Origin of the sequence: Streptomyces sp. AC555_RSS877, from assembly GCF_019049245.1 — a bacterium.
Classification (GTDB): domain Bacteria; phylum Actinomycetota; class Actinomycetes; order Streptomycetales; family Streptomycetaceae; genus Streptomyces.
This window is the reverse complement of the sequence record NZ_JAGMUK010000037.1, coordinates 38657-65514: the sequence shown is the minus strand read 5'-3', so window position 1 is coordinate 65514 and position 26858 is coordinate 38657. Positions and strand designations below refer to the sequence as shown.

The 26858-nt window shown below is 72.0% G+C and carries 24 protein-coding genes and 1 pseudogene; 13 read left to right on the top strand and 12 right to left on the bottom strand.

The window, feature by feature from the left end:
- A partial coding sequence (locus tag KUM49_RS16210; protein ID WP_217237553.1) for an AMP-binding protein occupies positions 1 to 618 on the bottom strand: 618 nt, incomplete at its 3' end.
- Between the two features lie 116 nt (positions 619 to 734).
- Between KUM49_RS16210 and KUM49_RS16205 the strand changes: the two genes are divergently transcribed.
- The 3 genes and pseudogenes from KUM49_RS16205 (at position 735) to KUM49_RS16195 (ending at position 5554) form a co-directional block, all read left to right on the top strand.
- A complete protein-coding gene (locus tag KUM49_RS16205) occupies positions 735 to 1571 on the top strand; it encodes a LuxR C-terminal-related transcriptional regulator (protein WP_308406641.1) in 837 nt (278 codons plus the stop codon).
- Positions 1572 to 1713: 142 nt separating this feature from the next.
- Positions 1714 to 4522, top strand: a pseudogene (locus tag KUM49_RS16200) (AAA family ATPase).
- 243 nt (positions 4523 to 4765) lie between these two features.
- A complete protein-coding gene (locus KUM49_RS16195; protein ID WP_217237551.1) occupies positions 4766 to 5554 on the top strand; it encodes a trypsin-like serine protease in 789 nt (262 codons plus the stop codon).
- A gap of 113 nt (positions 5555 to 5667) precedes the next feature.
- On the opposite strand, the gene KUM49_RS16190 is transcribed toward KUM49_RS16195, so the two are convergent.
- Positions 5668 to 6780 carry a winged helix DNA-binding domain-containing protein gene (locus tag KUM49_RS16190; RefSeq protein ID WP_217237550.1) on the bottom strand — a complete coding sequence of 371 codons (1113 nt, stop codon included), beginning with the start codon at positions 6778 to 6780 and terminating at the stop codon, positions 5668 to 5670.
- 158 nt (positions 6781 to 6938) lie between these two features.
- Positions 6939 to 7736: a VOC family protein gene (locus KUM49_RS16185; protein ID WP_217237549.1), complete on the bottom strand. Its 798-nt coding sequence runs from the start codon at positions 7734 to 7736 to the stop codon at positions 6939 to 6941.
- A 431-nt stretch (positions 7737 to 8167) separates the two neighbouring features.
- Between KUM49_RS16185 and KUM49_RS16180 the strand changes: the two genes are divergently transcribed.
- The 10 genes from KUM49_RS16180 (at position 8168) to KUM49_RS16135 (ending at position 16759) form a co-directional block, all read left to right on the top strand.
- Positions 8168 to 9823 carry an FAD-dependent monooxygenase gene (locus tag KUM49_RS16180; protein WP_217237548.1) on the top strand — a complete coding sequence of 552 codons (1656 nt, stop codon included), beginning with the start codon at positions 8168 to 8170 and terminating at the stop codon, positions 9821 to 9823.
- A 226-nt stretch (positions 9824 to 10049) separates the two neighbouring features.
- The gene (locus tag KUM49_RS16175) at positions 10050 to 10478 is read left to right on the top strand and encodes a hypothetical protein (RefSeq protein WP_217237547.1); all 429 of its coding nucleotides are present in this window, start codon (positions 10050 to 10052) and stop codon (positions 10476 to 10478) included.
- A gap of 119 nt (positions 10479 to 10597) precedes the next feature.
- Positions 10598 to 11284, top strand: a complete 687-nt coding sequence (locus KUM49_RS16170; protein WP_217237546.1) for a class F sortase — start codon at positions 10598 to 10600, stop codon at positions 11282 to 11284.
- A gap of 147 nt (positions 11285 to 11431) precedes the next feature.
- The gene (locus tag KUM49_RS16165; RefSeq protein WP_217237545.1) at positions 11432 to 12589 is read left to right on the top strand and encodes a SchA/CurD-like domain-containing protein; all 1158 of its coding nucleotides are present in this window, start codon (positions 11432 to 11434) and stop codon (positions 12587 to 12589) included.
- Positions 12590 to 12657: 68 nt separating this feature from the next.
- Positions 12658 to 13119: a cupin domain-containing protein gene (locus tag KUM49_RS16160; protein ID WP_217237544.1), complete on the top strand. Its 462-nt coding sequence runs from the start codon at positions 12658 to 12660 to the stop codon at positions 13117 to 13119.
- Positions 13116 to 14384: a beta-ketoacyl synthase gene (locus tag KUM49_RS16155; protein ID WP_217237543.1), complete on the top strand. Its 1269-nt coding sequence runs from the start codon at positions 13116 to 13118 to the stop codon at positions 14382 to 14384. Before KUM49_RS16160 ends, KUM49_RS16155 begins: the two co-directional genes overlap by 4 nt.
- Positions 14381 to 15631: a ketosynthase chain-length factor gene (locus tag KUM49_RS16150; RefSeq protein ID WP_217237542.1), complete on the top strand. Its 1251-nt coding sequence runs from the start codon at positions 14381 to 14383 to the stop codon at positions 15629 to 15631. Before KUM49_RS16155 ends, KUM49_RS16150 begins: the two co-directional genes overlap by 4 nt.
- Positions 15632 to 15667: 36 nt before the next feature.
- Positions 15668 to 15925, top strand: a complete 258-nt coding sequence (locus KUM49_RS16145) for an acyl carrier protein (RefSeq protein WP_217237541.1) — start codon at positions 15668 to 15670, stop codon at positions 15923 to 15925.
- Position 15926: 1 nt separating this feature from the next.
- Positions 15927 to 16406: an SRPBCC family protein gene (locus tag KUM49_RS16140; protein WP_217237540.1), complete on the top strand. Its 480-nt coding sequence runs from the start codon at positions 15927 to 15929 to the stop codon at positions 16404 to 16406.
- Between the two features lie 20 nt (positions 16407 to 16426).
- Positions 16427 to 16759 carry a TcmI family type II polyketide cyclase gene (locus KUM49_RS16135; RefSeq protein ID WP_217237539.1) on the top strand — a complete coding sequence of 111 codons (333 nt, stop codon included), beginning with the start codon at positions 16427 to 16429 and terminating at the stop codon, positions 16757 to 16759.
- Positions 16760 to 16863: 104 nt separating this feature from the next.
- Here KUM49_RS16135 and KUM49_RS16130 read toward each other — a convergent pair whose 3' ends face one another.
- The 9 genes from KUM49_RS16130 to KUM49_RS16090 form a co-directional block, all read right to left on the bottom strand.
- Positions 16864 to 17892 (bottom strand): methyltransferase, encoded by a 1029-nt coding sequence (locus tag KUM49_RS16130; RefSeq protein WP_217237538.1) that lies wholly within the window; start codon positions 17890 to 17892, stop codon positions 16864 to 16866.
- Between the two features lie 58 nt (positions 17893 to 17950).
- Positions 17951 to 19009 carry a nitrous oxide reductase family maturation protein NosD gene (locus tag KUM49_RS16125; protein WP_217237537.1) on the bottom strand — a complete coding sequence of 353 codons (1059 nt, stop codon included), beginning with the start codon at positions 19007 to 19009 and terminating at the stop codon, positions 17951 to 17953.
- A gap of 110 nt (positions 19010 to 19119) precedes the next feature.
- A complete protein-coding gene (locus KUM49_RS16120; protein WP_217237536.1) occupies positions 19120 to 20646 on the bottom strand; it encodes an alpha-N-arabinofuranosidase in 1527 nt (508 codons plus the stop codon).
- 82 nt (positions 20647 to 20728) lie between these two features.
- Positions 20729 to 21802, bottom strand: coding sequence for a lactonase family protein (locus KUM49_RS16115; protein ID WP_217237535.1), 1074 nt, complete (start codon positions 21800 to 21802; stop codon positions 20729 to 20731).
- 51 nt (positions 21803 to 21853) lie between these two features.
- Positions 21854 to 22819 (bottom strand): sugar kinase, encoded by a 966-nt coding sequence (locus KUM49_RS16110; RefSeq protein ID WP_308406640.1) that lies wholly within the window; start codon positions 22817 to 22819, stop codon positions 21854 to 21856.
- Positions 22816 to 23487 carry a bifunctional 4-hydroxy-2-oxoglutarate aldolase/2-dehydro-3-deoxy-phosphogluconate aldolase gene (locus tag KUM49_RS16105; RefSeq protein WP_217237534.1) on the bottom strand — a complete coding sequence of 224 codons (672 nt, stop codon included), beginning with the start codon at positions 23485 to 23487 and terminating at the stop codon, positions 22816 to 22818. The genes KUM49_RS16110 and KUM49_RS16105 overlap by 4 nt, the downstream gene beginning before the upstream one ends.
- Before the next feature lie 60 nt (positions 23488 to 23547).
- Positions 23548 to 24369, bottom strand: a complete 822-nt coding sequence (locus tag KUM49_RS16100; RefSeq protein ID WP_217237533.1) for a carbohydrate ABC transporter permease — start codon at positions 24367 to 24369, stop codon at positions 23548 to 23550.
- Positions 24369 to 25424, bottom strand: a complete 1056-nt coding sequence (locus tag KUM49_RS16095; protein ID WP_217237532.1) for a carbohydrate ABC transporter permease — start codon at positions 25422 to 25424, stop codon at positions 24369 to 24371. Before KUM49_RS16095 ends, KUM49_RS16100 begins: the two co-directional genes overlap by 1 nt.
- Positions 25421 to 26782 (bottom strand): extracellular solute-binding protein, encoded by a 1362-nt coding sequence (locus KUM49_RS16090; protein ID WP_217237531.1) that lies wholly within the window; start codon positions 26780 to 26782, stop codon positions 25421 to 25423. Before KUM49_RS16090 ends, KUM49_RS16095 begins: the two co-directional genes overlap by 4 nt.
- Positions 26783 to 26858: the final 76 nt, after the last annotated feature.

Here is a 26858-nt window from a genome sequence, read left to right as displayed (position 1 = left end):
CGTCGTACCGGAGGTGAAGTACAGCATCAGCGGATCGCCGGCCAGGGTCGGCCCGTCGGGCAGGAACTCCGCGGAGGCCGCGTACGCGTCCTCGTACGGCTGCCAGCCCTCCGGCAGGCCGCCGACCACGGTGCGCGTGTAGTCGCCGGGCACGTCGTCGAACTTGGCGGTGTCCTCGGCCCGGACCAGGACGTGGCGTACGCGTCCGCGCTCGACCCGGTCGCGCAGGTCGGCGGGGCCCAGCAGCGGGGTCGCCGGGATGACCACGGCCCGCAGCTTCATGGCGGCGAGCGCCGTCTCCCACAGCTCGGCCTGGTTGCCCAGCATGACCAGGATCCGGTCCTCGGCACCCACCCCCCGCTCGCGCAGCAGGTTGGCGACCCGGTTGGACCGCTCGGACAGTTCGCCGAAGGAGAGCCGGGTCTCGGAGCCGTCCTCCTCGACGATGTGCAGGGCGGTGCGGTCGTTGCCGTCCGCGATGACGTCGAACCAGTCCAGCGCCCAGTTGAAGTGCTGCGGGCGCGGCCAGTCGAAGCCCTCGTACGCCGTGGCGTAGTCCTCACGGTGTTCCAGCAGGAAGTCCCGCGCGCTGCGGAAGAGCTCCGTCGCGGTCGTCATCTGTCCTCCTCGGTACCGGCACCATTGCCGGGCGGCTCTCTGCCATCGTGTAATGCGTGATGCGGGTCTCACTACCCCCGAACGGGGGTGTGCGCCGTGGACGAAGGAGCGTGTGCGTGGCAGCAGAGGGGTCGGCGTCGGTGGAGATCCGGCGCGCGCTGGTACGGCTGCGGCACACGACCGGGCTTCCGGTCGCCTTCGGCGGCCTGGTGGAGCCGGGCCGGCCGCGGATCCGCATCAGCGAACTGAACGGCACGTCCACCCCCGCCCTGAGCGCCCTCGCGGTGATCTCCGGCAACGGCCTCGGCGGCAAGGCGGTGGCCCTGGCCCGTCCGTGCGCCGTCGCCGACTACTCCTCCTCGCGGCAGATCAGCCACGAGTACGACGCCGCGGTCGCCGCTGAAGGGCTGCGTTCGGTGGTGGCGGTGCCCGTGGTCGTACGGCGCCGGGTGCGCGGAGTGCTGTACGGCGCCCTGCGTGACGCCCGGCCGCTGGGCGACCGCATGCTGACCGCGGCGGTGGCGGCGGCGCGGGACGTGGAACAGGCGCTGGTCCTGCGGGAGGAGGCGCGGGACCTGATGGCCGCGGCGCGGACGGAGCCGGCCCGGGCCCCGGCGGACGGCTCCGCGTGGGAGCAGGTGCGCGAGGCGCACGCGGCGTTGCGGGCGCTCGCGCCGCGGATCGCCGACGAGGCGCTGCGGGCCGAACTGCTGGCCGCGTGCGGGCTGCTGACCTCGGACGTCCCGTCGGCGGACGGGGTGACTCTGGCGGCCCGTGAGGTGGATGTGCTGGCGTGCGTGGCCGCGGGCGCGACGAACGCGGTGGCCGCCGAGCGGCTCGGGGTGCGGGCCGAGACGGTCAAGGGATACCTTCGCTCCGCCATGCGCAAGCTGGGGTCCCGGACCCGTGGGGAGGCGGTCGTCGCCGCGCGTCGGGCGGGGTTCCTGCCCTGATTTCCGTCGGCGCCCTCCTTCATGCACCGCCTTGGTGAATTTCTCTCTGCGGGCCGTTGTTATTTCCCTCACGACGCGGCCCCGCCGAATTCCAAAGCCCGTTGCCTAATATTGGCCAGGACACGACACACGGAGGGGAGCGGTGACCGTGCGACGGGACTTCGAGGAGCCTGCCAGATGCCGCCCCGACCTGGTGATCGGCAGGGAGGAGCTGTTCGCGGGAGCACGTGAGCAGTTGGCCGGCGGCGGCAGCGTGCTGCTCCACGGCCCGGCCGGAATAGGAAAGTCGACCGTGCTGCGGGCATTGGCCGCCGATAACGCCGCCGCGACCCGGACCGTGTTGCGCTGCTCGGCGACGGAGTCCGAATCCCATCTCCCGTTCCTGGCGCTCGCCGACCTGCTCGGCCTGGTCGTGGGCGAGGTGTCCGACCGGCTCCCCGCCGCCCAGCGCACCGCCCTGGAGTCGGCGCTCACCGGACGCGGCGAGTCCACCCTCCAGCGCGACGGACTGGCGCTGCGGCTGGCGGTCCTGTCGGTGCTGCGCGCGCTCGCCGCCGAGGGGCCCGTCCTGGTCGTCGCGGACGACCTCCAATGGCTCGACCCGGCGAGCGCGGAACTCCTCGGCTTCGCCGCCCGCCGCCTCGGCGACACCCCGGTCCAGCTGCTGTGCGCCGTGCGGACCGAAGGGCAGGAGTACGACCGGCATCTACGCGCGTTGCCCCCGGACAGTCTCGCGGTCCGCCTCAACCCGCTCACCCGCACCCAGGTTTCCACGCTCCTGGACCACCGCGGCTACACCGGCCTGCCCCGCTCCACCGTCCGGGACATCCACCGCACCAGCGGCGGCAACCCGCTCTTCGCCCTCGAGCTGGGCCGCGCCCTGGCCGAGGATCCCAGCCCGCCCCGGCCGGGCGAGCCGCTGCGCGTGCCGACCTCGCTGCGGGCTGGTGCTCAGCCGCCTGGAGATGCTGTCCGACGAGGCGCGCCGCACCCTGCTCGTGGCCAGCGCCGGCGCCCGGCCCACGCTGGCCCTGCTGCACGCGGCCGGCCGGGACAACGCCGAGTCGGAGACCGCCCAGGCGGCCGCCCTCGGACTGCTCGCGACGGAGCCCGAGGGGCCCGCCGTACGGTTCGCGCATCCGCTGATCTCGGCCGCGCTCTACGCGGAGGCGCCCGCGCAGGAGCGGCGGGCCGCGCACGCCGCGCTGTCCACGGCCGCCTTCGACCCCATCGAGCGGGCCCGGCACCTGGCGCTCGCGGCCTCCGGCGCCGATCCGCGGGTCGCGGCACAGCTCGCCGAGGCCGCCGCCCAGGCCCGGGACCGCGGGGCGCCCTCGGTGGCCGCCTCGCTCGGCCTGCTCGCCGCCCGGCACACCCCGGGCGACGGCGTGCCGGGCCCCGACGAGCGGCGGTTGCAGGCCGCCGAGGACGCGATCACCGCCGGGGAGGTGGACCTCGCCAGGGACATCGCCCGCGAGGTGCTGACCCGGGCCACCGTGCCCGCGGACCGCGTGCGGGCCTGGATGGTGGTGATCGAGTCGGCCGGGCACGCCCTCGGCGACGTCGACGCCGTCTTCCCGCAGGCGCTGGCCGACGCGGGCGACGACCCCAGGCTGCTGGCCCTGGTCCACTACCAGCTCGCCTGGCGGGGCCTGGTCGTCCAGGGCGACTTCGCGCAGGGCCGGGAGGAGGCCGCGCACGCGGCACAGCTGGCCGCCCGGGCCGGTGACCGGCGTACCGAGATCCTCGCCCTCGCCTTCCAGGCGCAGGCCGAGGCCCTGATGGGCCACGCGGAAGCCCCCGCCACGATCAAGCGGGCGCTCAGGGAACCCCAGGACCCGCAGGTGGCCTGCCACCACAACGGCCCGGGCCTGGCCCGGTTCCGCTGGCTGCTGATGAGCGACCAGCTGGCCGAGGCCCGCACCACCGTCACCGCGCTGCTGCGCGAGGTGCGGCGGCGCGGAATGGTCGAGAGCGAGGTGCACTTCCTGCGCCTGCTCGCCGAGACCGAGCTGCGCTCCGGGCACTGCGGGCGGGCCCTCGACCTGGCCCGGGAGAGCCTGCGGATGGCCAGGGACACCGGCATCGGCACGGTGGCCTCCGCCCTGCTCACCTCGTTCGCCGAGGCGTCGGGCGGCGACGTCGACCGGGCGCTGGCGCTGGCGCGGGAAGCGCTGGAGCACGCCGAGGAGGACGGTGACCAGATGTACGTCTCCCGCGCCCTGGCCGCCCTGGGCCACGCCCAGTTCGTGGCCGGGGACGCCCCGGGCACGGTGCGTTCGCTGCGCCGGGTGCGGGAGCTGGAGCAGGGGCTCGGCATCACCGACCCGGCGCGCGGCCGCTGGCACGGCGACCTCGCCGAGGCCCTGGTCCAGGTCGGCGAGGTCGCCGAGGCGCAGGACGTCATCGACGTGACCCGGGAGCAGGCGCTGCGGCTGGGCCGCGAGAGTGTGCTCGCCGTGGTGGACCGGGCGGAGGCGCTGGTACGGGCCAGGCGCGGCCAACACGATGCCGCCCTCGGCCAGTTGACGTCCGCGCAGGACCGGCTCGGCAAACTGGGCTACGGCCTGGAGGAGGCCCGCGCCGCCTTCGCGCTGGCCGCGCTGCGCACGCGCCGGCCGGGGCCGACGTCCTACGACGAGGCGGCCCGGCTGTTCAGGCGCTGCCGGGCGCTGCCCTGGCTGCGCCAGGCGGAGGCGACCGCCGTGGCACAGCCGCCCGAGCCGGTCGTCTCCCCCACCCCCACGCTCGACGCGCTGGACGGGCTCGCCTCGATGGAACGTCAGGTCGCCGCGCTCGTCATGGAGGGCGCGACCAACCGGGAGATAGCCGGCCGGCTGTTCATCAGTGTCAAGACGGTCGAGGCGACCCTGACCCGGGTCTACCGCAAGCTGGGGATCCGATCGCGGGTCGACATCGTCAGACTCGCGGCGGGCCGTCGTACCAAGTGACGACCACGCGGATCGGCTGAGGACCACGCCAGTTCACCGGTCGAGTGGGTTTACCGGGGGCCGACCGAGGGTTTTCCCTGCCCAACTCACCTAGGGGCTTCCCTCATTGGGAAGGGCAGGTTACGGGTTCTAGCGTAAGGGCGTGCCGCTCGCCCGGGCACACGGGGGCCGGTCCCGCGGCCCCCGTGCACCACCCCCCACACCCGTGCGACCCCCCACCGGCAACACCCAATGAGGAGACTCATGTTCGGGATCGACCGCGCCAAGAAGACCGCCGCCGCCCTCGCGGCCACCGCCGCCGCCGCGACCGCTCTGATCGGTGCCCCCGCCGCCGTCGCCGCCCCCCAGCCCATCGTCGGCGGTACGACGACCACGACGACCGCGTACCCGTTCATGATGCAGATCACGGACGCCTCGCAGAACCAGTTCTGCGGAGGCACCCTGGTCTCGGCCACCAAGGTCGTCACCGCGGCCCACTGCATGGTCGGCGAGACCACGAGCAGCGTCAGAGTCGTCGGCGGCCGCACCTACCTGAACGGCACCAACGGCACGGTCGCCCGGGTCAGCAAGATCTGGATCCACCCGAGCTACACGGACGCCACCAACGGCGACGACGTGGCCGTCCTGACCCTGTCGACGTCGATGCCGTACACCAAGGCGCCGTACGTCACGTCCTCCCAGACGGGCGTGTACGCGGCCGGCACCACCGCCCGCATCGTCGGCTGGGGCACCACCTCCGCGGGCGGCAGCTCCTCCAACCAGCTGCGCACCGCGACCGTGCCGACCGTCTCCGACTCCAGCTGCGCCGGCTCCTACGGCTCCGACTTCATCGCGGGCGACATGGTCTGCGCCGGATACACCTCCGGCGGCGTCGACACCTGCCAGGGCGACAGCGGCGGTCCCCTGCTCATCGGGGGCGTCCTGGCAGGGATCACTTCCTGGGGCGAGGGCTGCGCGTCGGCCGGTTACCCGGGTGTCTACACCCGGCTGACCACCTTCTCCAGCCTGGTGACCACACAGGTCAACTCGTAACCCGGCCGAAGACTCCTGAGCCACCCCTCAGGTGACATACCAGGGGGCGTTGCGGGCCTCCACGAGCGGCCCGCAGCGCCCCCTCTCCATGGGCGGACCTCACGACGGTCCCGTCACCGCAGTACGGTCCCGAAGCGGATGTCGTACGGCGATCCCTGGTGCATCACCGTCAGCATCCGCTCCCCCTCGGCCACCACCTCCTCCCGCTGCGCCTTGGTGAGCCGACCGAAGGGCTCGACGACCAGCGCGTCCGCCTCCAGCTTCCACACGCCCGCCAGGAAGCCGTCGACCAGAAGCGTGCGGTGGGCCAGGTTGCCCTGCCAGGCGCTGCCCCGGTACTCGGGCGGTACGACGCGGGTGCGGTCGGCGTGGGACAGGAGCAGGTTGTCGAACTCGGGCAGGAAGCGGGGCGGGGCCGGGGTGTCCGCGTCCGGGCGCGGGGCGTCGGGGAGGTCGAAGAGTTCGACACGCTTCTCGTCCTGGAAGGTGACCAGCTGCGGGCGCAGGCGCTCGAAGGCCTCGCGCAGCCGGGTCAGCCCGGCCCAGGTCTGCATGTCCTTCACCGAGGCGGGCCCGAAGGCGGCGAGGTAGCGCAGCACCGTCGCGTCGGGGGCGGGGGTGGGCTGGGCCGGCCGGCCCAGCCAGTGCTCGGCGGTGGTGAGGAGGACCTGACCGCTCCTGCCCCACAGTCCCCGCGGGGTGACCTGGACGAGCGGGAGTCTGCAGCGGGCGGCGATCGCGAGGGCCTGCGGGTCGGCGTCCGGCCACTCGACGAGCAGCGCCTCGCGCAACTGCTTCATCGTGCGCGGCTCGGTCTCGACGAGGTCGCGGGCCAGGGCGGCGAGCCGGTCGAGGTCGACGCCCTGGAGTCCCTTGCGGAACAAGGTGAGTTCCCGGTCCCGGGCGGGCTGCACGAGCGGCCGCAGGGTGAGGCAGTCGTCGGCGGTGTGGGTGTGGATGGTCGAGCGCATGCTGACGATACGGACGACCCGGCGCTCGGCCATCAGACCGGACAGCTCCTCCGGCGCGAAGCCGTCGAGGCGGGCGGCGAGAGCATAGTAAGGCGGCTTCACGTTCTGCGCCTGCAGGCCGACGAGGTGTTCGACGGCCGCCTCGGCGGACAGCGGCGCGGGGCGCAGGAGCAGTTGCCGGTCGAGGGTGGCGCGGTTGAGGGCGCGGTTGTCGAGCACGGGGGCCGCTGTGCTCGCGGTCGTCGTCTTCGTCATGCCGCGTACGGTAGTCAGGCTTGCGGACACCGACTGTCCGCAATGTCGCCGCGCGGGTGGGAAGCACGTGAAGGGCGAAGGGCCCGCGGAGCACGGCCTGGTCGTGGCGCTCGCGGCCGGTGGGGAGAGACCAGCCGCCGGGCAGGCCCTTGCGCGGATCAGCCGCCGGCCGCCGTGAGTACCACGAAGTCCGCGTTCGACGGGTCGAGGCAGACGGCCAGCCGGCCGACGCCCTCCACGTCCTCGGGTCCCATCTGCACGCTGCCGCCGTTCCCGGTGACCGCGGCGACGGCGGCGTCGCAGTCGCTGACGGCGAAGACCGGATGCCAGTACGGCCGCCCGTCGGTCAGGGCGAGGTCCTGTTCGCTCAGCTGCATGAGGCCGCCTTGCATGCGCTCCTCGGGTTGCCCGGCGGGGGTGATGAGGGAGTACGCGCCCGCGCCGCCCGGCAGCTCCATCTCACCGAACTGCCAGCCGAAGACCTCGCCGTAGAACTCCTTGGCGGCCGCGGTGTCGGTCGTGAGCAGCTCGGTCCAGGAGAGCGAACCCGGCTCGTCCGCCAGCTCGAAGCCGGCGTTCGTCCCCGGCTGCCAGACCGCGAACTGGGCCCCGGACGGGTCGCTGTACTGCGCCATCCGGCCCCAGTCCTCGAGGTCCCTCGGGGCCACCCGCACCGTGCCGCCCGCGCGCTCGACGGCCTGGGTCGTGGCGTCCGCGTCGGTGACGGTGTAGTAGACCATCCAGGCCGAGCGCGCGCCCTCCTCCGTGAGCTTGCCGAGCCCGGCGACGGTCTTGCCGTCCTTCTGGAACATCCCGCCCTGCATGTCCTCCGACTCGCCCATGGACTGGTACTCCCAGCCGAGCACCGCGCCGTAGAAGGCCGCGGCGGCGCGGACGTCGGGGGCACCGAGGTCGAGCCAGCAGGGGGAGCCGGGAGTGAGGTCAGTGGTGATCACGGCGATTCCCTTTCGCAGATCCTGTGTGTCATCAGCGTGACAGCCGGTACCGACCATCGCGCGCCGGCCGATCTGCGGCGGGAAGTGGGCGTTCCGGTGCCGGGAATCCACCCGTCCGGCGGGTCACTTCCCGGTCGCCGGCCGTGGTGCGCAGGTGCCGACGCTTCGCCTCGCCGGCTCCTGCCCGCCTGACTCGGCGGCCCGCACCACGGCCTGGGACTCCAGGATCCCCCGGCCCGCCGGGGTCGGCACGCCGGCCGGGCCGAATGGAGGGTACGGCCGAGGCGAGGCCACCCGTGCCCGGCCTCGCCCCGGCCGTGCCGTACGGGTGAAGCGGGTGAAGCCTGAGCCGCCGTCCGCCCTGCGGGGCATGCATGAAGATCCCGTCCGTACCGGCCGAGTCGGCGGACACGACGTGCTGGAGGCGAGTGATGAAGCAAAGAGCCGGGCAGGCCGGCGACACCATCCACAAGGTCCCGGTCCTGATCGTCGGCGGTTCCCTGGTGGGACTGTCGACCTCGCTGTTCCTGGGCCGACTGGGCGTGCGGCACACGTTGGTGGAGCGCCACGCCGGCACCTCCATCCACCCCCGGGGCCGCGGCAACAACGTACGCACGATGGAGCTGTTCCGGGCGGCCGGCGTGGAGCCGGCGATCCAGGAGGCCGCGGCCACCCTGGCGGACAACCACGGCATCCTGCAGACGCCCACGCTGGTCGGCGACGAGGGCGAGTGGCTGTTCCGGGACATCGATCCGGGCGGCGGACTGGCCCGGTTCAGCCCGAGCGCGTGGTGTCTGTGCAGCCAGAACGACCTGGAGCCGGTCCTGCTCGACCATGCCACGCAGCTCGGCGGCGACCTGCGGTTCTCCACCGAACTGCTCTCGTTCGACAGCGACGGCACCGGTGTCACCGCGGTGGTCAAGAGCCGGGAGACGGGCGAGCACACCACCATCCGCGCCGACTATTTGGTCGCCGCCGACGGTCCGCGCAGCCCCGTACGGGAACAGCTCGGCATCGGTCAGAGCGGTCCCGGCGACCTGTTCCACAACATCAGCGTCACCTTCCGCTCCCGTCGCCTGGCCGAGGTGGTGGGGGATCGCCGCTTCATCGTCTGCTACCTGACCGATCCGGACGCCGACGGTGCGCTGCTGCCGGTGGACAACCGCGAGAACTGGGTCTTCCACGCCCCCTGGCACCCCGAACGCGGGGAAACGATGGAGGAGTTCACCGACGAGCGGTGCGTCGACCACATCCGCCGGGCGGTCGGGGACCCGGACCTCGACGTGCAGATCACCGGCAAGGCTCCCTGGCACGCCGCCCAACGGGTCGCACGGACCTACCGGGCGGGGCGGGTCTTCCTGGCCGGCGACTCGGCGCACGAGATGTCACCCACCGGGGCGTTCGGCTCCAACACCGGTATCCAGGACGCGCACAACCTCGCCTGGAAGCTGGCCGCGGTGCTCGGCGGCTGGGCCGGGGACGGCCTGCTCGACACCTACGACGCCGAACGGCGCCCGGTGGCGGAGGCGACCAGCGCCCGCGCGGCCGCCCGGTCCGCCGAGCACAGCCACCCCGGGTTCTCCCCGCCGCCCGGCCCCGGCGGCGCACCCCAGCGCGGCATCCTCAACGTGGCCCTCGGCTACCGCTACCCGACCGGCGCCGTCGTCGGCGCCGATCCCGCGGCCGCGGTGGTACCGGAGAAACTCGCCCTGAGCGGCGAGCCCGGCAGCAGGGCACCCCACCTGTGGGTACGCCACCAGGGCGAACGCATCTCCACCCTGGACCTCTACGAACGGTCCCTGGTCCTGCTGAGCGACGCCGACGAGCCGGGCGGGTGGCACGCGTGCGCCACCCGTCTCGCGGACCGGATGTCCCTCCCGCTGGTCTCCTACCGGGTGGGGGCCGGGCCGGACGCCGAGCTGACCCCCGAGGAGGGTGCGGACTGGGCCGAACGCCACGGCACGACACGCGGAGGTGCCGTACTCGTCCGGCCCGACGGGTTCGTGGCCTGGCGATCCCAAGGTCCGGACCCGGACGCCGAATCGACCCTGCGTCATGTCGTGACGACGGCGCTGGCACTGCCCTGACCGACCGCGACCCACGGCGCGACCTCGGCCGGCAGCCATGCTGCCGGCCGACCGTTCGTGTGCCGGAACCCACCGGACCGCGGCCCCGCCCGGCCCGAGTCGATCACCCGGCTGAGTGGCTGGAGTGGTGGGATACGGATCGCTGACTGACGGTGGATCACGTCAGGGCCGGGTCACCACAGCTGACGAAGCGCCAGCTGCCCGGTCGTGGCGAAAGGACTCTCGCATGCGTTCTGCTCGCATCCTCCTGGCCACCGCGGCGGCCTCGGCCGTCCTCGCCGTCACCGCACCCGGCGCCTACGCAGCCGCGGGTGACTGGGACCACGACAAATCCTCCTACGGCAAGGAACACGACAAGGGTGGCAGCCACGACGCACCACGCGGTGGGATGCACACGGGTGGCGGCGCGCTGACCGCGGTGACGGCGGACGACTCGGGCGCCTCCCGCGACAGCGGGCACGACAAGGACTCCGGCTGGACCAAGGACGGCAAGGAGTCCTGGAAAGGCGGTCACCACAAGCCCAGCGGCGGGATGCACACCGGAGGCGGCGCGCTGGCGGCGCCTGGCGTGACCGCGGGCGGTCTGGCGGTCCTGGCCGTCGCCGGGACCGGCCTGTACGCCGTGCGCCGCAAGAAGTCCCACGGCCTGGCCTGACCCGTGCCGGACGCGATAGCGACCGCGGCCGCCACCGGTGCATCGTGTGGCGGCCGCCCCGGCCGGTTCCCGGCCCGTCCCGTCCGCCCTGCTCCCGTGCCCCACAGAGGTGGTTCCCGATGGCAGTCCCTCCTTCCTCCCCCACCGACGACGAGCCGCGGCCCACCGGCCAGGGCTCACGCGGAGGCCTGATGGTGCTGTGCGCCGTGGCTCTCCTGGTCGTCGCGGTAAGCCTGATCGGCGGCCGGGACACGTCGACCGGCGCGTCCCTGCCCGCGCAGGCCCAGCAGGCCCCGCAAGCCCCGCACACCGCGGCGCCGCCCTCGCCTTCCGGCCCCGCGACGGGAAAGCAACTGCCGCGATCGAGGCCCGTGCGCCTGCTCATCCCGAAGATCTACGTGGACGCCCCCTTCACGGACCTCGCCATCGGCCCCACTGGTCAGCTCGAAGCCCCGCCCGCCGACGACATCAACCTCGTCGGCTGGCACGCGAAAGGCGTCTCCCCCGGCGAGAGGGGCACCGCGATCATCGCCGGACACGTCGACACGGCGACCTCACCCGCCGTCTTCGCCGGGCTCGGTGAGCTGAAGAAGGGCGACACCTTCCGGGTCCTGCGGGCCGACCGGCGCGAGGCGACCTTCGTCGTCGACAGCGTGGAGACGTTCGCCAAGGACGACTTCCCCAGCCGTCGCGTGTACGGCGACACCCCCGATGCCCAGGTCAGGCTCATCACCTGTGCGGGCGACTACGACCGCGCGGCCAGGGACTACACGGACAACCTCGTGGTCTTCGCCCACCTCACCTGACCTCGTTCCGCCCCAAGGCCAGTCACCCGCGTAGTCCATACGAATCGCGCGCCGGTGAGGACCTGATCAGGATCGACTCACGCCCCCGTCGGAGCGCCGCGACCGAAGGTCGCCGTTCCCCTTTCCGCGAAGGAGATGTGCCCGAGGATGAACACCACGTCTGCACTTGCCTCCCAGCCGCTGACCCAGAAGGTGTCGCCGCGTGTCTCCCAGTCGGTGTTCGACGGCTCCAGGCTCCGGGTCGTCCTGCTGGTGGACGTCTACGACGGAGCCCAGCAGCAGTTCCTGGAGGCGTACGAGCAACTCTGCAACCAGGTCGCGTCCGTTCCCGGGCATGTCAGCGATCAGCTGTGCCAGTCGATCGAGAATCCCTCCCAATGGCTCATCACCAGTGAGTGGGAGAGCGCTCCGCCCTTCCTCACCTGGGTGAACAGCGAAGACCACGTGCGGATGGTGGAGCCGCTGCACAGCTGTGTCCGGGACACCAGGTCGCTTCGCTTCCACGTCGTCCGCGAGACGGGCGGCCCGGCGGTGGACGCCGCGGCCGGCACCCGCGGGCTGCAGGCGGCACCCCGGATCGGGGACGGTGTCATCCGCCACGCGCTCACCTTCACGGTCAAGCCGGGCAGTGAGGAAACGGTCGCGAAGATCCTCTCCGACTACGCCTCGCCCGAGCCGCGGGTCGACGACACCACCCGGCTGTGCCGCACCTCCCTGTTCATGCACGGCAACCGGGTGGTTCGGGCCATCGAGGTGCGGGGCGACCTGCTCGCGGCGCTGCGTCACGTCTCCCGGCAGCCCGAGGTGCGGGCCGTCGAGGAGGCCATCAACCCCTACCTGGAGCAGGACCGGGACCTCAACGACCCCGAGTCCGCCCGGGTCTTCTTCACCCGGGCCGCGCTGCCCGCCGTACACCATGTGACGGCCGATCAGGAGGACCCGGCGGGGCAGCGGCTCGCGTTGTGCTACCCGGTCCGGTCCGGCTGCGGCCTGCAACTGGCCCAGCTGCTCGCCCAGCAGGACGAGGCGGCGGCGGACGATCCACGCAGCCCGGTCCTGCGCAGCACGATCTTCCAGCGCGACGACGTCGTGGTACGGCTCATCGACGTACGGGGCGGCCTCGACGCCGGCGGTCTCGCCCTGTCCCTCGGCCTCCGGGACCCCGGCAAGGGGGCCGAGTTGACGAGGCTCCTGGACGGTGACGTCTGTGCCGACGGTGGCGCGCCGACGGACGGCGATCTCACGCGCTTCCTCGAACTCACCCGGATGGAACTCGTCACCGACCGCCGCTCGCCGGACGCCTGATTCCTCCCTCAGCAGGTCGTGGCGGCCACGGCCCGCACGTCGACACAGCACACGATCGGAGCAACGTCGTGATCAAACCCCGTCCCAGAATCGTGGATCTCAGCGAGATCGAGCCCAACACCCGGCGCGGCGGCGATCTGCGCGCCCTGCTCACTCCGACCACGGTGGGGTCCACCAGCGGTTTCATGGGCGTGGCCATCGTGCAGCCCGGCGACCGCATCGCCGAGCACTACCACCCGTACTCCGAGGAGTTCATCTACGTCCTGTGCGGGCAGCTGGAAGTGGACCTCGACGGCGATCCCCACCCGCTGCGGGCCGAGCAGGGGCTCATGATCCCCGCCCATGTGCGGCACCGGTTCCGCAACGTCGGCAATGTGGAGGCCCGCATCGTCTTCCACCTCGGCCCGCTCGCGCCCACCCCGCCGCAGGGCCACGTCGACACCGAGGAGAGCGACGCCGTCCCGGTCGCGGAGGAGGGGGCCCACGCCGGTTCGGGCCGGGTGGCCGAGCGACGTCAGGTCCGATCATGACCAGGCGCGTGGCGGTCACCGGTATAGGCATCGTCGCTCCGGGTGGCATCGGCGTACCGGCGTTCTGGGACCTGCTGGCGGGCGGGCGCACCGCGACGCGGGGCATCACCTTCTTCGATCCGAGCAGCCTGCGGTCGCGGATCGCCGCCGAGTGCGACTTCGACCCCGCGGCCCACGGGCTGGACGCGGAACAGGTCGCACGCTGCGACCGGTACATCCAGTTCGCGCTGGTCGCCGGCGAGGAAGCGGTACGGGACTCCGGCCTCGACCTCGCCCGGGAGGACCCCTGGCGGGTCGGGGTCTCCCTGGGCACCGCGGTCGGCGGAACCACAAGGCTGGAGCGCGACTACGTCCTGGTCAGCCACGGCGGGCAGCGCTGGGACGTGGACCACCAGGAGGCGAACCCCCACCTGCACCGCGCGTTCTCACCCAGCACGCTCGCCTCGACGGTGGCGGAGCAGGTGGGGGCACGAGGGCCGGTGCAGACCGTCTCCACGGGCTGCACCTCGGGCCTCGACGCGGTCGGGTACGCCTTCCACACGATCGAGGAGGGCAGGGCCGACGTGTGCATCGCCGGCGCCTCGGACTCGCCGATCTCCCCGATCACCATGGCGTGCTTCGACGCGATCAAGGCCACGTCCCCGAACAACGACGACCCCGCCCACGCCTCGCGTCCCTTCGACGCCGACCGGAACGGGTTCGTCATGGGCGAGGGCGGCGCCGTACTCGTCCTGGAGGAACTCGAACACGCCCGGGCCCGCGGCGCGCAGGTCTACTGCGAGCTGAGCGGCTACGCGACCTTCGGCAACGCCTACCACATGACCGGTCTGACCAGCGAGGGCCTGGAGATGGCCCGGGCCATCGGGGACGCGCTCGATCACGCCCGGCTCGACGGCACCGCGATCGACTACGTCAACGCGCACGGGTCGGGCACCCAGCAGAACGACCGTCACGAGACCGCCGCGGTGAAACGGGCCCTGGGACCGCACGCCTACGACACGCCCATGAGCTCCATCAAGTCCATGGTGGGCCACTCCCTGGGCGCGATCGGGGCGATCGAGGTCGTCGCCTGCGTACTGGCCCTGGCCCACCAGGTGGTACCGCCCACCGCGAACTACGAGACGCCGGACCCCGAGTGCGACCTGGACTACGTGCCGCGCGTCGCTCGCGAGCGGAAGCTGAACAGCGTGCTCTCCGTGGGCAGCGGGTTCGGCGGCTTCCAGTCCGCGGTGGTCCTGACCCGGCCGAGGGAGAGGACACGATGAGCGAAAGCCGTCCACGGCGCGCCGCCGTCACCGGAATCGGTGTGGTCGCGCCCAACGGAACCAGCACCGAGTCCTTCTGGAAGTCCACCCAGGAAGGCATCAGCGTCCTCGACCGGGTCACCCGCGAGGGCTGTGAGCACCTGCCGCTGCGGGTGGCCGGCGAAGTCCGGGGCTTCGAGCCGGCGGAGGCGGTGGAGGAACGCTCTCTCGTGCAGACCGACCGGTTCACGCACTTCGCGATGGCCGCGGCCGACCTCGCGCTGGACGACGCCCGCCTCGGCCAGGCCGACACCCGTGAGGTGCCGTTCTCCGTGGGTGTGGTCACCGCGGCCGGTTCCGGCGGCGGCGAGTTCGGGCAGCGGGAACTGCAGCAGCTGTGGGGCAAAGGCAGTCGCTTCGTCGGCCCGTACCAGTCGATCGCCTGGTTCTACGCCGCCAGCACCGGCCAGATCTCCATCCGCCGCGGCTTCAAGGGGCCCTGCTCGGTCGTCGCCGCCGACGAGGCCGGCGGCCTGGATGCCCTCGCGCACGCGGCGCGTGCCGTACGGCGTGGCACCGACGTGATCGTGGCCGGCTCGACCGAGGCACCGCTCGCCCCCTACTCGGTGGTGTGCCAGCTCGGCTACGCGGAGCTGAGCACCGCCGACGACCCGGCGCGCGCCTACCGCCCGTTCACCGACGGAGCCTGTGGATTCGTGCCGGCCGAGGGCGGCGCCATGCTCGTGGTGGAGGAGGAGACCTCGGCCCGGGAGCGGGGCGCGCGCGTGCGGGCCACGCTCGCCGGGCATGCGGCGACCTTCACCGGCGCCTCGCGCTGGGAGCAGTCGCGGGAGGGCCTCGCGCAGGCCATCCGCGGGGCGCTGGCCGAGGCCGGCTGTGCCCCCGAGGAGATCGACGTGGTCTTCGCCGACGCCCTGGGCGTACCGGAGGCGGACCGTGCCGAGGCGCTGGCGATCGCCGACGCCCTCGGCGCGCACGGCAGGCGGGTGCCGGTCACCGCGCCGAAGACCGGTATCGGCCGCGGCTACTGCGCGGCGCCCGTGCTGGACGCCGCGGCGGCGGTGCTCGCGATGGAGCACGGTCTGATCCCGCCCACCCCCAATGTTTTCGACGTCTGCCATGACCTCGATCTGGTGACCGGACGCGCCCGCGCCGCCGAGCCGCGCACGGCGCTGGTCCTCAGCCGGGGGCTCATGGGCTCCAACTCGGCGCTGGTGCTGAGGCACGGCGCCGCCGACGCCTCGTAGCTAGCGAGGCGCCGCGGAACAAAGGAGAGGAACCGCATGAGTGACCGCATCACCGTGGAAGAACTGGCCGGGCTGATGAAGAAGGCTGCGGGAGTCACCGTCGCCCCGGAGGAACTGGAGCAGCAGCGCGACTCCGGCTTCGACGGCCTCGGCATCGACTCGCTCGGCCTGCTCGGCATCGTGGGCGAGTTGGAGAACCGGTACGGCGCGCCGATGCCTCCCGACGCGGAGCGCTGCAAGACCCCGCGGCAGTTCCTCGATCTCGTCAACGGCGCCCTGCCGGCAGGAGCGTGACATGGCCGGACACACGCAGAACGAGATCACCATCGCCGCTCCGCTGGACCTGGTCTGGGACATGACCAACGACCTCGAGAACTGGCCCCAGTTGTTCAGCGAGTACGCGTCCGTCGAGGTCCTGTCCCGGGAAGGGAACAAGACCACCTTCCGGCTGACCATGCACCCGGACGAGAACGGCACCGTGTGGAGCTGGGTCTCGGAACGGGAGCCGGACCGCGACACGCTCAGCGTCAAGGCCCGCCGTGTGGAGACCGGGCCCTTCGCCCACATGGACATCCGGTGGCAGTACGAGAAGGTGCCGGGCGGCACCCGGATGGTGTGGACGCAGGACTTCGAGATGAAGCCGGACGCACCGGTCGACGACGCCTGGATGACGGACAACATCAACCGGAACTCCAAGACCCAGATGGCCCTGATCCGGGACCGTCTCGAAAAGGCCGCCGCGGAACGCGGTCACGTGCCGACGCTGACCGACTGAGCCGGACGGAGGACGGGATCATGCACCAAGCCCTGATCGTCGCCCGGATGTCTCCGGGGTCGGCCCCGGACATCGCCAAACTGTTCGAGGAGTCGGACCGGGGGGAGCTCCCGCACCTCGTGGGGGTCTCCCGGCGCAGCCTCTTCGAGTTCGGTGACGTGTATCTGCATCTCATCGAGTCCGAGCGGGACCCCGGGCCCGCCATCGCCAAGATGGCCGGACACCCCGAGTTCCGCGACATCAGCGAGCGGTTGTCGGCGTACGTCACGGCGTACGACCCCTCGACCTGGCGTTCGCCGAAGGACGCTATGGCGCACTGCTTCTACCGCTGGGAGCGGGACTCCACCGGCTGAACCGGCCTCCCCTCCCCCGGCCACCGGTCGCCGGGCCCGCGAGTGTCTCGGGCCCGGCGACCGGTCTGCGGTGGGATTCCGCGGTGGGACGCGCTCCGGGGTGATCAGCCGGGGACGACGCAGTCGAACGCGTGCAGGTAGGGGTTGACCGGGCTGACGTCCTCGATGACCAGGCCGGCTTCGGTGAGCCGGGCGGCCATGCTCTCGGTGGTGTGCTTCGCCCCGCCCACGTTGAGGAGCAGCAGCAGGTCCATGGCGGTGCTGAACCGCATGGAAGGCGTGTCGTCGACCAGGTTCTCGACGACCACGATCCGCGTCCCCGGTCCGCCCGCCTCGATGACGTTGCGCAGGGTCCGGGCGGTGCTCTCGTCGTCCCACTCGAGGATGTTCTTGATGATGTAGGTGTCGGCCCTGACCGGGACGGCCACGCGGACGTCGCCGGGGACGATGCGTACGCGGTCCGCGAGGTCGCCTCCGCCGCGCAGCCGTGGCACGGCGTTCTCGACCACACGGGGCAGGTCGAGCAGGGAGCCGTGCATCGCGGGGTACTTGTCCAGCAGGCTCGCCACCACGTGCCCCTGGCCGCCGCCGATGTCGGCGACCGACGTGCTGCCGGACAGGTCCAGGAACGCCGCGACGTCCCGCGCGGACTGCTCGCTGGAGGTCGTCATGGCGCGGTTGAAGACCTCGGCCGACTCGGGGGCGTCCTCGTTGAGGTACGCGAAGAACTCCTTGCCGTACAGGTCCTGGACGACGTTGCGGCCGGTGCGCATCGCCTCGTCCAGCTCCGGCCACACGTCCCAGGTCCACGGTTCGGTGCACCACAGCGTGATGTCGCGCAGGCTGTGCGGGTCGTCCTCGCGCAGCAGCCGGGACATGTCGGTGTGCGTGAACGTCCCGTCCTCCTGCTCGGCGAAGACGCCGTAGCAGGACAGCGCCCTCAGCAGCCGTCGCGTGGGCCGGGGTTCGGTCTTCACCGCGGCCGCGAGGTCCTCCACGGTCATGGGGCCGTCGCCGAGCGCGTCGGCGACCCCCAGCCGGGCGGCCGCGCGGAGGGCGGCGGCACACGCCGCCCCGAACACGAGCTCCCTGAGCCGCATGGGCGGCGGTGGGGCGGTCTGAGCGGTCGTCATGTGCCGCCTTCCTTCCTTCTTGGCCTTCTCGGGTCCACGGGTCGTCACGGCCGGTCGGTCAGCACAGGCCCTGGGGCTTCGACGCCCCGCAGCGGTTGCCTTCGAAGACGTTGTTCGTGGCGGTGTCCGTGTTGACGAGGTCGGCCGGGGCGTTGCCCGCCAACTCGTTGTCGCTGATGCGGTTCCGCTCGCTGGCGGTGCCCACCATGCTCTTGAACAGGACGATGCCGCCCGAGAGCGGGGAGGTGCCGACGTTGTCCGTGATCAGGTTCCGGGTCACCAGGGTGTCCTCGGCGCCGGTCAGGACGATGCCCGAGCCCTGCAGGGCGGCCAGCCGGGCGGTCTTCGGGCAGGACTTGTTGTTGCGCGTGATGCGGTTGTCTTGCACTGCCAGGTTCCCGGCCCGCGGCTTGTTCTCGTCACCGACGACGAACACCCCGGCGCAGTTGCCGGTGAGGTAGTTGTCCTCGACGACGAGATTCCGCAGTCGCCGGACGGTGACGCCGATGCGGTTGCCCTCCAGTCGGTTGCCTTCGACCACCGTGCCTTCGGTGTCCGCGGCGCCCCGCTCCTTGCTGATGGTGTTGGCGAGGAACAGGCCCGCGTCGCCGTTGTCCCGGGCGGTGTTCCCTCGGAACACCGCCCGGACCGACTCCTCCTGGGCGATGCCCCACACGCCGTTGTTCACGGCCGTCACGTTCCGCACGGTCAGCCCGTCCGCCTCGGTGGCGAACACCCCGGACCTGGCGAAGCCGGACACGGTCAGGGAGGCGACGGTGACGCCCTCGACGTTGCGGTCTTCCGTCCCGGCCACACAGATGCCGTTGCCTGCCTCGGCGCAGCTGTTGGCGGCCTTGTCCGTGTCCGGTGCGATCACCGTGTGGCGGCCCACGCCGCGCAGGGTCAGCCCGGGCGTGCTCACCTTGACGCTCTCGTGGTACGTGCCGGGGGTGACGAGGACGGTGTCGCCGGGTTCGGCGGCGTCCACCGCCTGCTGGATCGATTCGCCCGGGCGGACCACGTGGGTCGTGTGACCGGCGGCCGGCGGAGCGGCCCCGAGCACCGCCCCGACGACCGCTACGGAGCACGTCAGGCGCAGAATATGGCATTTCTTCATATTCTGGACACTACGTCCGGGGTCCCGCGGACGGGCCGGATGAGCCATCCGGCGGCGTGTCACACCGGCATGCCCCACCCGTGGGACCGCACCGCACCTCTGACGACGGGTCAGTTCTGCGGACGGGACAGCCGGACCATGTTCCAGGACATGGGCTCGAGGTCCGCGCACAGCACTCCCCCGGTGACGCTGGTCCCGATCGCTGCGTGCGGGACGACACGGTCGGGCCGGTCGGCGGTGTTGGTGGCCTCCGGGTTTTCGTCGGCCAGGACCAGGTGCTCCGCGAGGGTGTGGGCGTCGACCCCGCGCAGGTCGATCTCCAACGGCAGGACGTCGGTCTGGCTGCGGTTCACGGCGAAGACGGTGACGTCGCCGGTCTCGTCGTCGATCACGGCGGTGGCGTGCAGCAGCGGCACCTCGCCGAACCTGGCCGTGGGGTACGTGGGGCTGTCCACCTCGACGCGCAGCACCCGGCCGCGGCCGTACCGGGAGGCCTGGGCGAAGGGGAAGAAGGTGGTCTGGCGCCAGGCGGGGCCGCCCGGCTCGGTCATGATCGGCGCGATGACGTTGACGAGCTGGGCGAGCGAGGCGGAGGTGACCCGGTCGGCGTGCCGGAGCAGGGCGATGAGCATCGAGCCGAAGACCACCGCGTCGGTGACCGAGTAGTTGTCCTCCAGCAGCCGGGGGGCCTGGTCCCAGTCCGGCGGGGTGGCGGCCTCGCTGCGGCGGATGTACCAGACGTTCCACTCGTCGAAGGAGAGGTTGATCCGCTTCTTCGCCTTCAGACGGGCGCGGACGTGGTCGCAGGTGGCGACGACCGACTCGATGAAGTGCTCCATGTCGACGGCCGAGGCCAGGAAGGAGTCGCGGTCGCCGTCGGTCTCCTCGTAGTAGGCGTGCAGCGAGACGTAGTCGACCTCGTCGTAGGCGGCTTCCAGAACGGTCGCCTCCCAGGCGGCGAAGGTGGCGATGCCCGAGCCCGAACTGCCGCAGGCGACCAGCTCCAGTCCGGGGTCGATCATCCTCATGGCACGGGCGGTCTCGACGGCGAGCCGTCCGTACTCCTCGGCCGTCTTGTGGCCGATCTGCCAGGGGCCGTCCATCTCGTTGCCCAGGCACCACATCTTGATGCCGTACGGCTCCTTGGCCCCGTGGGCGGCACGGCGGTCGGACAGCTCGGTGCCGCCGGGATGGTTGCAGTACTCCAGCAGTTGCGCGGCCTCCGCAACCCCGCGGGTGCCGAGGTTGACCGCCATCATGGGTTCCGTGTCGGCCTTGGCGCAGAAGTCCATGAACTCGCCGAGGCCGAACTCGTTGGTCTCGGTGGACCGCCAGGCCAGGTCCAGCCGGACCGGTCTCTCCTCACGCGGGCCGACGCTGTCCTCCCAGCGGTAGCCGGAGACGAAGTTGCCGCCCGGGTAGCGCACGGTGGTGACGCCCAGCTCGCGGACCAGGTCCAGGACGTCCTGGCGCAGGCCGGCGGCGTCGGCGGACGGGTGGCCGGGCTCGTAGAGCCCGGTGTAGACGCAGCGGCCCATGTGCTCGACGAACGACCCGTACAGGCGCGGGGCGACGGGGCCGACGCCGAAGGCCGCGTCGAGGGTGAAGCGTGCGGGGGTGGTGCCGGGGTGGGACATGACTGCCTTTCAGGGCGTACGTGGAGGGCCGGCCGGGTCATGAGGGAAAGAGGGCGGGGCCGAGCCGCCCGCCGGGCGGGGATCAGAGGGCGAGCGCGCAGACGACCGAGGGAAGCTGCGCCACCGGTCCCGGCTCCGCGAGGGCACCCGTGTCCAGGACGCGCAGTGCCGTCAGGGTGCCGCCGTGCTGGTTGGCCACGAGCAGATGGCCGTCGGTCAGGATCAGGCCACGCGGCCAGGCACCGCCGCTGGGCACCTCGCCGATCGGCTCGAGACCGGTACCGCTGATCCGGAACGCGGCCACCGTGTCCGGGCCGCGGTTGGTCAGCCAGACGTAGCCTCCGCAGGGCGAGGCGACGATTCCGGCCGGCTGGTTGACGAGGTCACGGGCCGTCGTGGCCGGAGCGGTGGACCGAGCCGTCAGGGTGCCGTTGCCGGCGTCGTAGTGGTGACAGGTGAGGGTCGACGACAGCTCGTCCGCGCTGAACACCAGCTCACCGCCGGGCGCGAACGCGAGGTGGCGGGGGCCTGATCCCGGGGCCAGCGGGTTCGTGGCGACGCGCTCCAGAAGGCCCGCCCCGGTGTCGAGACGGTAGGTGAACACCGCGTCCGCTCCCAGGTCGGTGACGAGGACGAAGCGGGCCGCCGGGTCGACGAGGACCTGGTGCGCGTGGCTGCCGTCCTGCCGTCCGGCGACCGGGCCCGACCCTTCGTGGACCACGACGTCGGTCAGTTCCCGGATGCCGCCGTCCGGGCCGAGCCGGTGCACGGCGACGCTGCCGCACAGCGTGTCGGTGCCGTAATGGGCGGTCAGCAGCCAGCCTCCGCCGGGGTGGACGGTGAGGTGGCAGGGGTTGGCGCCGCCGCTCGGGACCGGGCCTCCCAGCAGGGTGAGGGCGCCGTCGCCGTGCCGGGCGAAGGCGCTGACGGCCCCGGACTCGGTCTCGTGGGTGCTGTAGACGACGTCGAGCGAAGGGTGCGCGGCCAGGAAGGAGGCACCGGTGACAGGCACGGGCCCCAGCCGGGCGTCGACCGTGAGGGCGCCGGCCGCCGGGTCGAAGCGCAGGGCGACGAGTCCGGCGCCGTCGCCACCGGTGTCCGGCGTGTAGGAGCCGGTGAGGACGAGGGTCGGTGCGGCGAAGGAGCTGGTTGACATGGAACGTCCTTGAGGCGGATGGGCAGTTGACGCGTGCGGCGGGCGGATGGATCAGCGGACGACGTCGTCGTGATGGTCCAGCAGGGCCAGCTCGGCGCGCCGGGGCAGGCCCTCCCAGTCGCCGGTGGTGCTCACCGCGAAGGCCCCGACGAGGGCCGCCGTCCGCAGCCGCCGCTCGGGCGGTTCGCCCGCGAGCAGTTCGGCCAGGTACCCGGCGGCGAAGGCGTCTCCCGCTCCCACCGGGTCCTGGACGCGGACGGGCATGGCGAGCTGCCGGTACGGCTTCCCGTCGAGGAGCGCGAAGGCCCCCTCGGCACCCATCTTGATCACGGCACCGCCAGGCCCCAGTTCGCAGATGCCCTGGGCGAGTTCCTCCGGGGTGTCGGCGTCGGGGACCACCAGCCGGGCCTCGTGCGGACCCGCGAACACCAGGTCGCTGCCGCGCAGCAGGGGCAGCAGCGTGCGCCGGGCCTTAGCCTCGCTCCACAGCAGGGACCGGAAGTTGACGTCCAGGGAGACGGGTACGCCGGCGTCGACGGCGATGTCCACGACCCGGCGGACGGCCGCGGCGGGGCCCTCCCCCAGCGCGGGGGTGATCCCGGTGATGTGCACGACCGCCGCGCCGGCGACGACGTCCTCGGGTATGTCCTGCGGGGACAGCCGGGAACCGGCGGTGTGGGTGCGGTGGTACCGCACCCGGCTGTGCGTGGCGGTCCGTCGTTCCTTCAGCAGCAGCGAGGTGGGCGCGGGGTCCCGTACCGCGACGGTGGTGACGCCCTCGGCGCGCAGTTCGCGCAGGATCATCTCGCCGAGGCCGTCTTCGCTGACACGGCCGATCCAGGTGGCCGAGCCGCCGAGCCGGCTGACGCCGATGGCGACGTTGGACTCCGCTCCGGCGAGCCCGAGGCGCAGCAGGGCGCCGAGTCCGAGCGGACCGGGCTCCGCTGCCGCCATGACACCGAGGACCTCGCCCACCGTCACCAGGTAGGGGGACGCGTTCTCCGCGGGGCCGTTCACGAGCCGGCCTCCTCGGCCTGCTCGACGGCGCCTACGGTGTCCAGCAGCACGCGCGTCCTTTCCGTGAGGGCCGTCAGTGCCTCCGCGGTCGGGTTCCGGTCGGCTCCGCGCAGCAGCGGGGAGCCGATGCCGACGGCGCGGGCTCCGGCGTCGAGGTAGTCCCGTGCCTGCGCGAGGTCGACACCGCCGACGGCTATGAGGGGGATGTCCGGCAGGGGCGCCCGCAGTTGGCGCAGGTGTGCGGGGCCGCCGGTGCTCGCCGGGAACAGCTTGACGGCGGCGGCGCCCGCCTGCCAGGCGGTGGACACCTCGGTCGGCGTCCAGGCGCCCGGATAGCAGGGGGTGCCGAAGTCCGCCGCGGCCCGGATGACCTGGACGTCCACCACGGGGGCGACCAGGAACGCGGCTCCGGCCGCCCGGGCGTCCCGGGCCTGTGCCTCGGTGATCACGGTGCCGGCACCGACGGCCACGCCGGGTCCGAGCTCGTCCCGGATGCGGGCCAGGGCGTCGAGGGCGCCCGGGGTGGTGAGCGTGACCTCCAGGCAGGTGATGCCGCCGGCCGCGAGGGCACGGGCCACGGCGGGCAGGCCCGAGGCGTCGGCCGACCTGAGGATGGCCATGACCCGGGTCCGGCCGAGCTGCCGGGTGAGGGCGGGACGTTCCGTCACGACCCCACCCCTGCGGGGGACTTGGAGCGGACCTGGGTGTCGGTCATCGAGAGGGATTCCTTACTTGAGTCCGGACGTGGCGACACCGGAGACGAAGCCGCGCTGCAGGATCAGGAAGAGGGCCAGTACGGGGACGACGTACATCACCGCACCCGCCGCGACGAGGTTGCCGAGCTGCGCGCCGTGGTCGTTGACATAGCCGCGGGCGAGCTTGACGGCGAGCGTGGTGCGGCTGTCGTCCAGCAGCAGGGCGGGTGCGATCCAGTCTCCCCACGTCCAGCTGAAGGAGAGGATCAGGCTGGTGGCGATGACCGGCCAGGACTGCGGCAGGAAGATCCGCCAGAAGATGCGGATCTGCCCGCAGCCGTCGACGATCGCCGCCTCCTCCAGTTCCTTCGGCATGTTCGAGAAGAACTGCCGGAACAGGAAGATGAGGTACGGCGCACCGCACAGCCCCCACAGCACCCACGGCATGTAGGTGTTGGTCAGGTGGACCTTGGCGAACAGCAGATAGGTCGGGATGAGGGTGATGACCTGCGGGAGCATCATCGTCGACAGCAGCACGGCGAAGACGGCCCGCTTGCCGGGGGCGTTCAGCCGGGCGAAGCCGTACCCCGCCCAGGCCGAGGCGAGCGTCACCAGCACCGCGTAGATGACGGAGATCGTCATCGAGTTCTGGGCGTAGCCGAGGTAGTCGAAGTGGGTCAGGGCTTCCTTGAAGTTGCCCAGGTTGGGCTGGTGCGGCCACCAGTGGATGGGGATGGCGCGCAGTTCGGAGGGGTCCTTGAACGCGGTGATCATCAGCCAGCCGAAGGGGCTGAGGAAGAGGACGAGGCAGCCCACCAGGAGCATGTAGACGGCGCTGCGGCGGCGGAACACCATCACGTGCCTCCGATCGTGCGGGGCTTGGGCTTCTTCACGGCTTCCGGTTCCACGGAGTAGAAGACCGCGCCCTTGCTGAGTCTGAAGACGAGGAAGGTGATGAAGACGATGATCGCGAAGAGCACCCAGAGCATCGCGGAGGCGTATCCGTAGCGGCCGTTGGCGAAGTACTGCGAGAACACGTCGATCATGTACAGGTAGTTGCCCTCGGGCACGGCCGAGACGCCCCTCGGGGAGGGGTCGAGGGAGATCAGCAGCGGCAGGAAGCTCTGCACGGCGGCGATGATGCCGGTGATCACCTGGAAAAAGATCACCGGGGAGAGCAGCGGCAGGGTGATCCGGCTGAAGGACTGCCAGGCACTGGCCCCGTCCACCCGCGCCGCCTCGTTCAGCTCCTTGGGGATGTCCTGTAGCCCCGCCAGCGAGATGATCATGACGTTGCCCACGCCCCACATCGTCAGCGCGATCAGGACCCAGCGGGCGTAGGGATCCACCAGCCAGGACACGCCGTTGACGTCGAAGCCGTCCAGGATGCCGTTGGCCGCTCCCGAGTCGCGGTCGAAGATCAGCTTGAAGGTGAGGGCGGCGCCGACCGGCGGCACCACGGCGGGCAGGTACAGCAGCGTGCGGAAGACTCCGCGCGAGCGAATCGGCTGGTTCACCAGCACCGCCAGCAGCAGCCCGGCCGCGATCGTCAGCGGCACCGTGATCGCGGTGAACACTCCGGTGCGGGCCAGGGAGGCCATGGTCTCGGCGTTGGTGAAGACCTCCTTGTAGTTGTCCAGGCCCACGAAGCGCGAGTTGGCGGACAGGCCGTCCGCGTTGGTGAAGCTGAGCCACAGCGCGTAGCCCAGCGGGAAGGCCGTCAGGGTGAGGAAGCCCAGGATCCAGGGGCCGACGAAGACGTAGAAGGCGAACGCGCGGCGGGACTCCAGCGAGCGGGGCCTGCGAGCCGGGCGCCGGCCCGGCCGGCGGGCGGGGCGGGCGGCCGTCTCCCCCGTGGGCGACGACGCACCCGGCACGCCTGCCGGTCCGGCGAGCTGATCGGTGGTCACCCCACCAGCTCCTTGCCCTGGGCGAGCGCCTCGTTCATCCGGGAGTTCAGCTCGTCGGCGACCTTGCCCGTGGCCGTCTTGGACTTGATCGCGCCGGGCAGCACCTTGCTGAGGACGCCGTCCAGGGCGGCCTGCTGGGCGTACGGGGTGAAGCTCAGCACGGACAGGTGCGACAGCTCCTGCTGCTGGACCTCGAAGGCCTGCTTCTGGAACGCGGTGCCCTGCGGCATCTGCGCGTGCAGCGACTTCAGTGAGGGAATGCCCCAGCCGCTGGCCGCACGCTCCTGGGCGGGCTTGCCGGCGAAGTACCACTCGAAGAACTTCCAGGCGGCGTCCTTGTTCTTGGCGTCCCTGGGCATCCAGAAGCCGGTGGCGCCGAAGCAGGGGCTGACGCGGTTGCCGCCGAGCTGCGGGGCGGGCGCGAACCGGGTGATGTCGGCCAGCTTGGGGTCGGCGCCGACCAGTCCGCCGAACCAGTAGCCGTTGCAGCTCATCGCCATCCGCTTGGCCTGGTAGGTCGGTCCGTCCCAGCCGTCCGGGTTCGGGTTGGCGGGGCTCGGACCGATGTCGGCGCGCGAGTACGCGAGGAACCAGTCCAGCGCCTTGAGCGCCTCGGGCGAGGAGAAGTCCACGGTGGCCAGGTCCTCGGCGAACAGGCTTCCGCCGGCCGAGGCCGTCATGCCCATGAGCTGCGAGAAGGCGCCCATGCCGGTGGCGTTCAGTCCGTACACCTTGACCTTGCCGAGCCGGCGCTTGACCAGCTCCTTGCCCATGTCCAGCCACGCGTCGGCGGACAGCGCCTCGGTGGCGCTGGGCTGGTCCAGCTTGGCGGCGTCGAGCAGGTCGGTGCGGTACCAGAACATCTGGTCCTGGGAGTAGTCCTTGGCCATGCCGTAGCGGGGGCCCGCGCCCTGCTTCTCGCCGTCGTAGCGCCACACGTCGTTGACCGGGTCGAGGTCGGAGACCTTGAGCGCGTCACTCTTCGCGAAGTACGGGTCCAGGTCGGTCATCAGCCCGCGGGCGGCGAAGTACGCGGTCTCCGTCGCGCCGAAACCGCGCACCACGTCCGGCGGGTTCTTGGCGGCCAGCATGGCGTTGAGCTTGGTGGGGTCCGCGATGATGACGTTGAGGCGCATCCCCAGCGCCGCTTCCGCGGCCTTGAGGGTCTTCTTGTCCCACTCGTTCTCCACCGTCATGACGTTGAGCGTCGTCCTGCCGCTCCCGGCGCCGCCGCCGTCGTCGTCGCCGACGGAGTTGGCGCAGCCGGACAGCGCGGTCGCGGCGAGCGCGGCACCGGCGGAGGCGGCGGAGGCCCTGAGGAACTGACGTCTGTCGAGGGAACCTGTAGATATAGGCACGTTCGCGGCCTTTCAGACGGATGTCCCGGCATGCCGGGGACAGCGGGGAGTTGCGGAGCGGAGGGCAGGCGGGAGG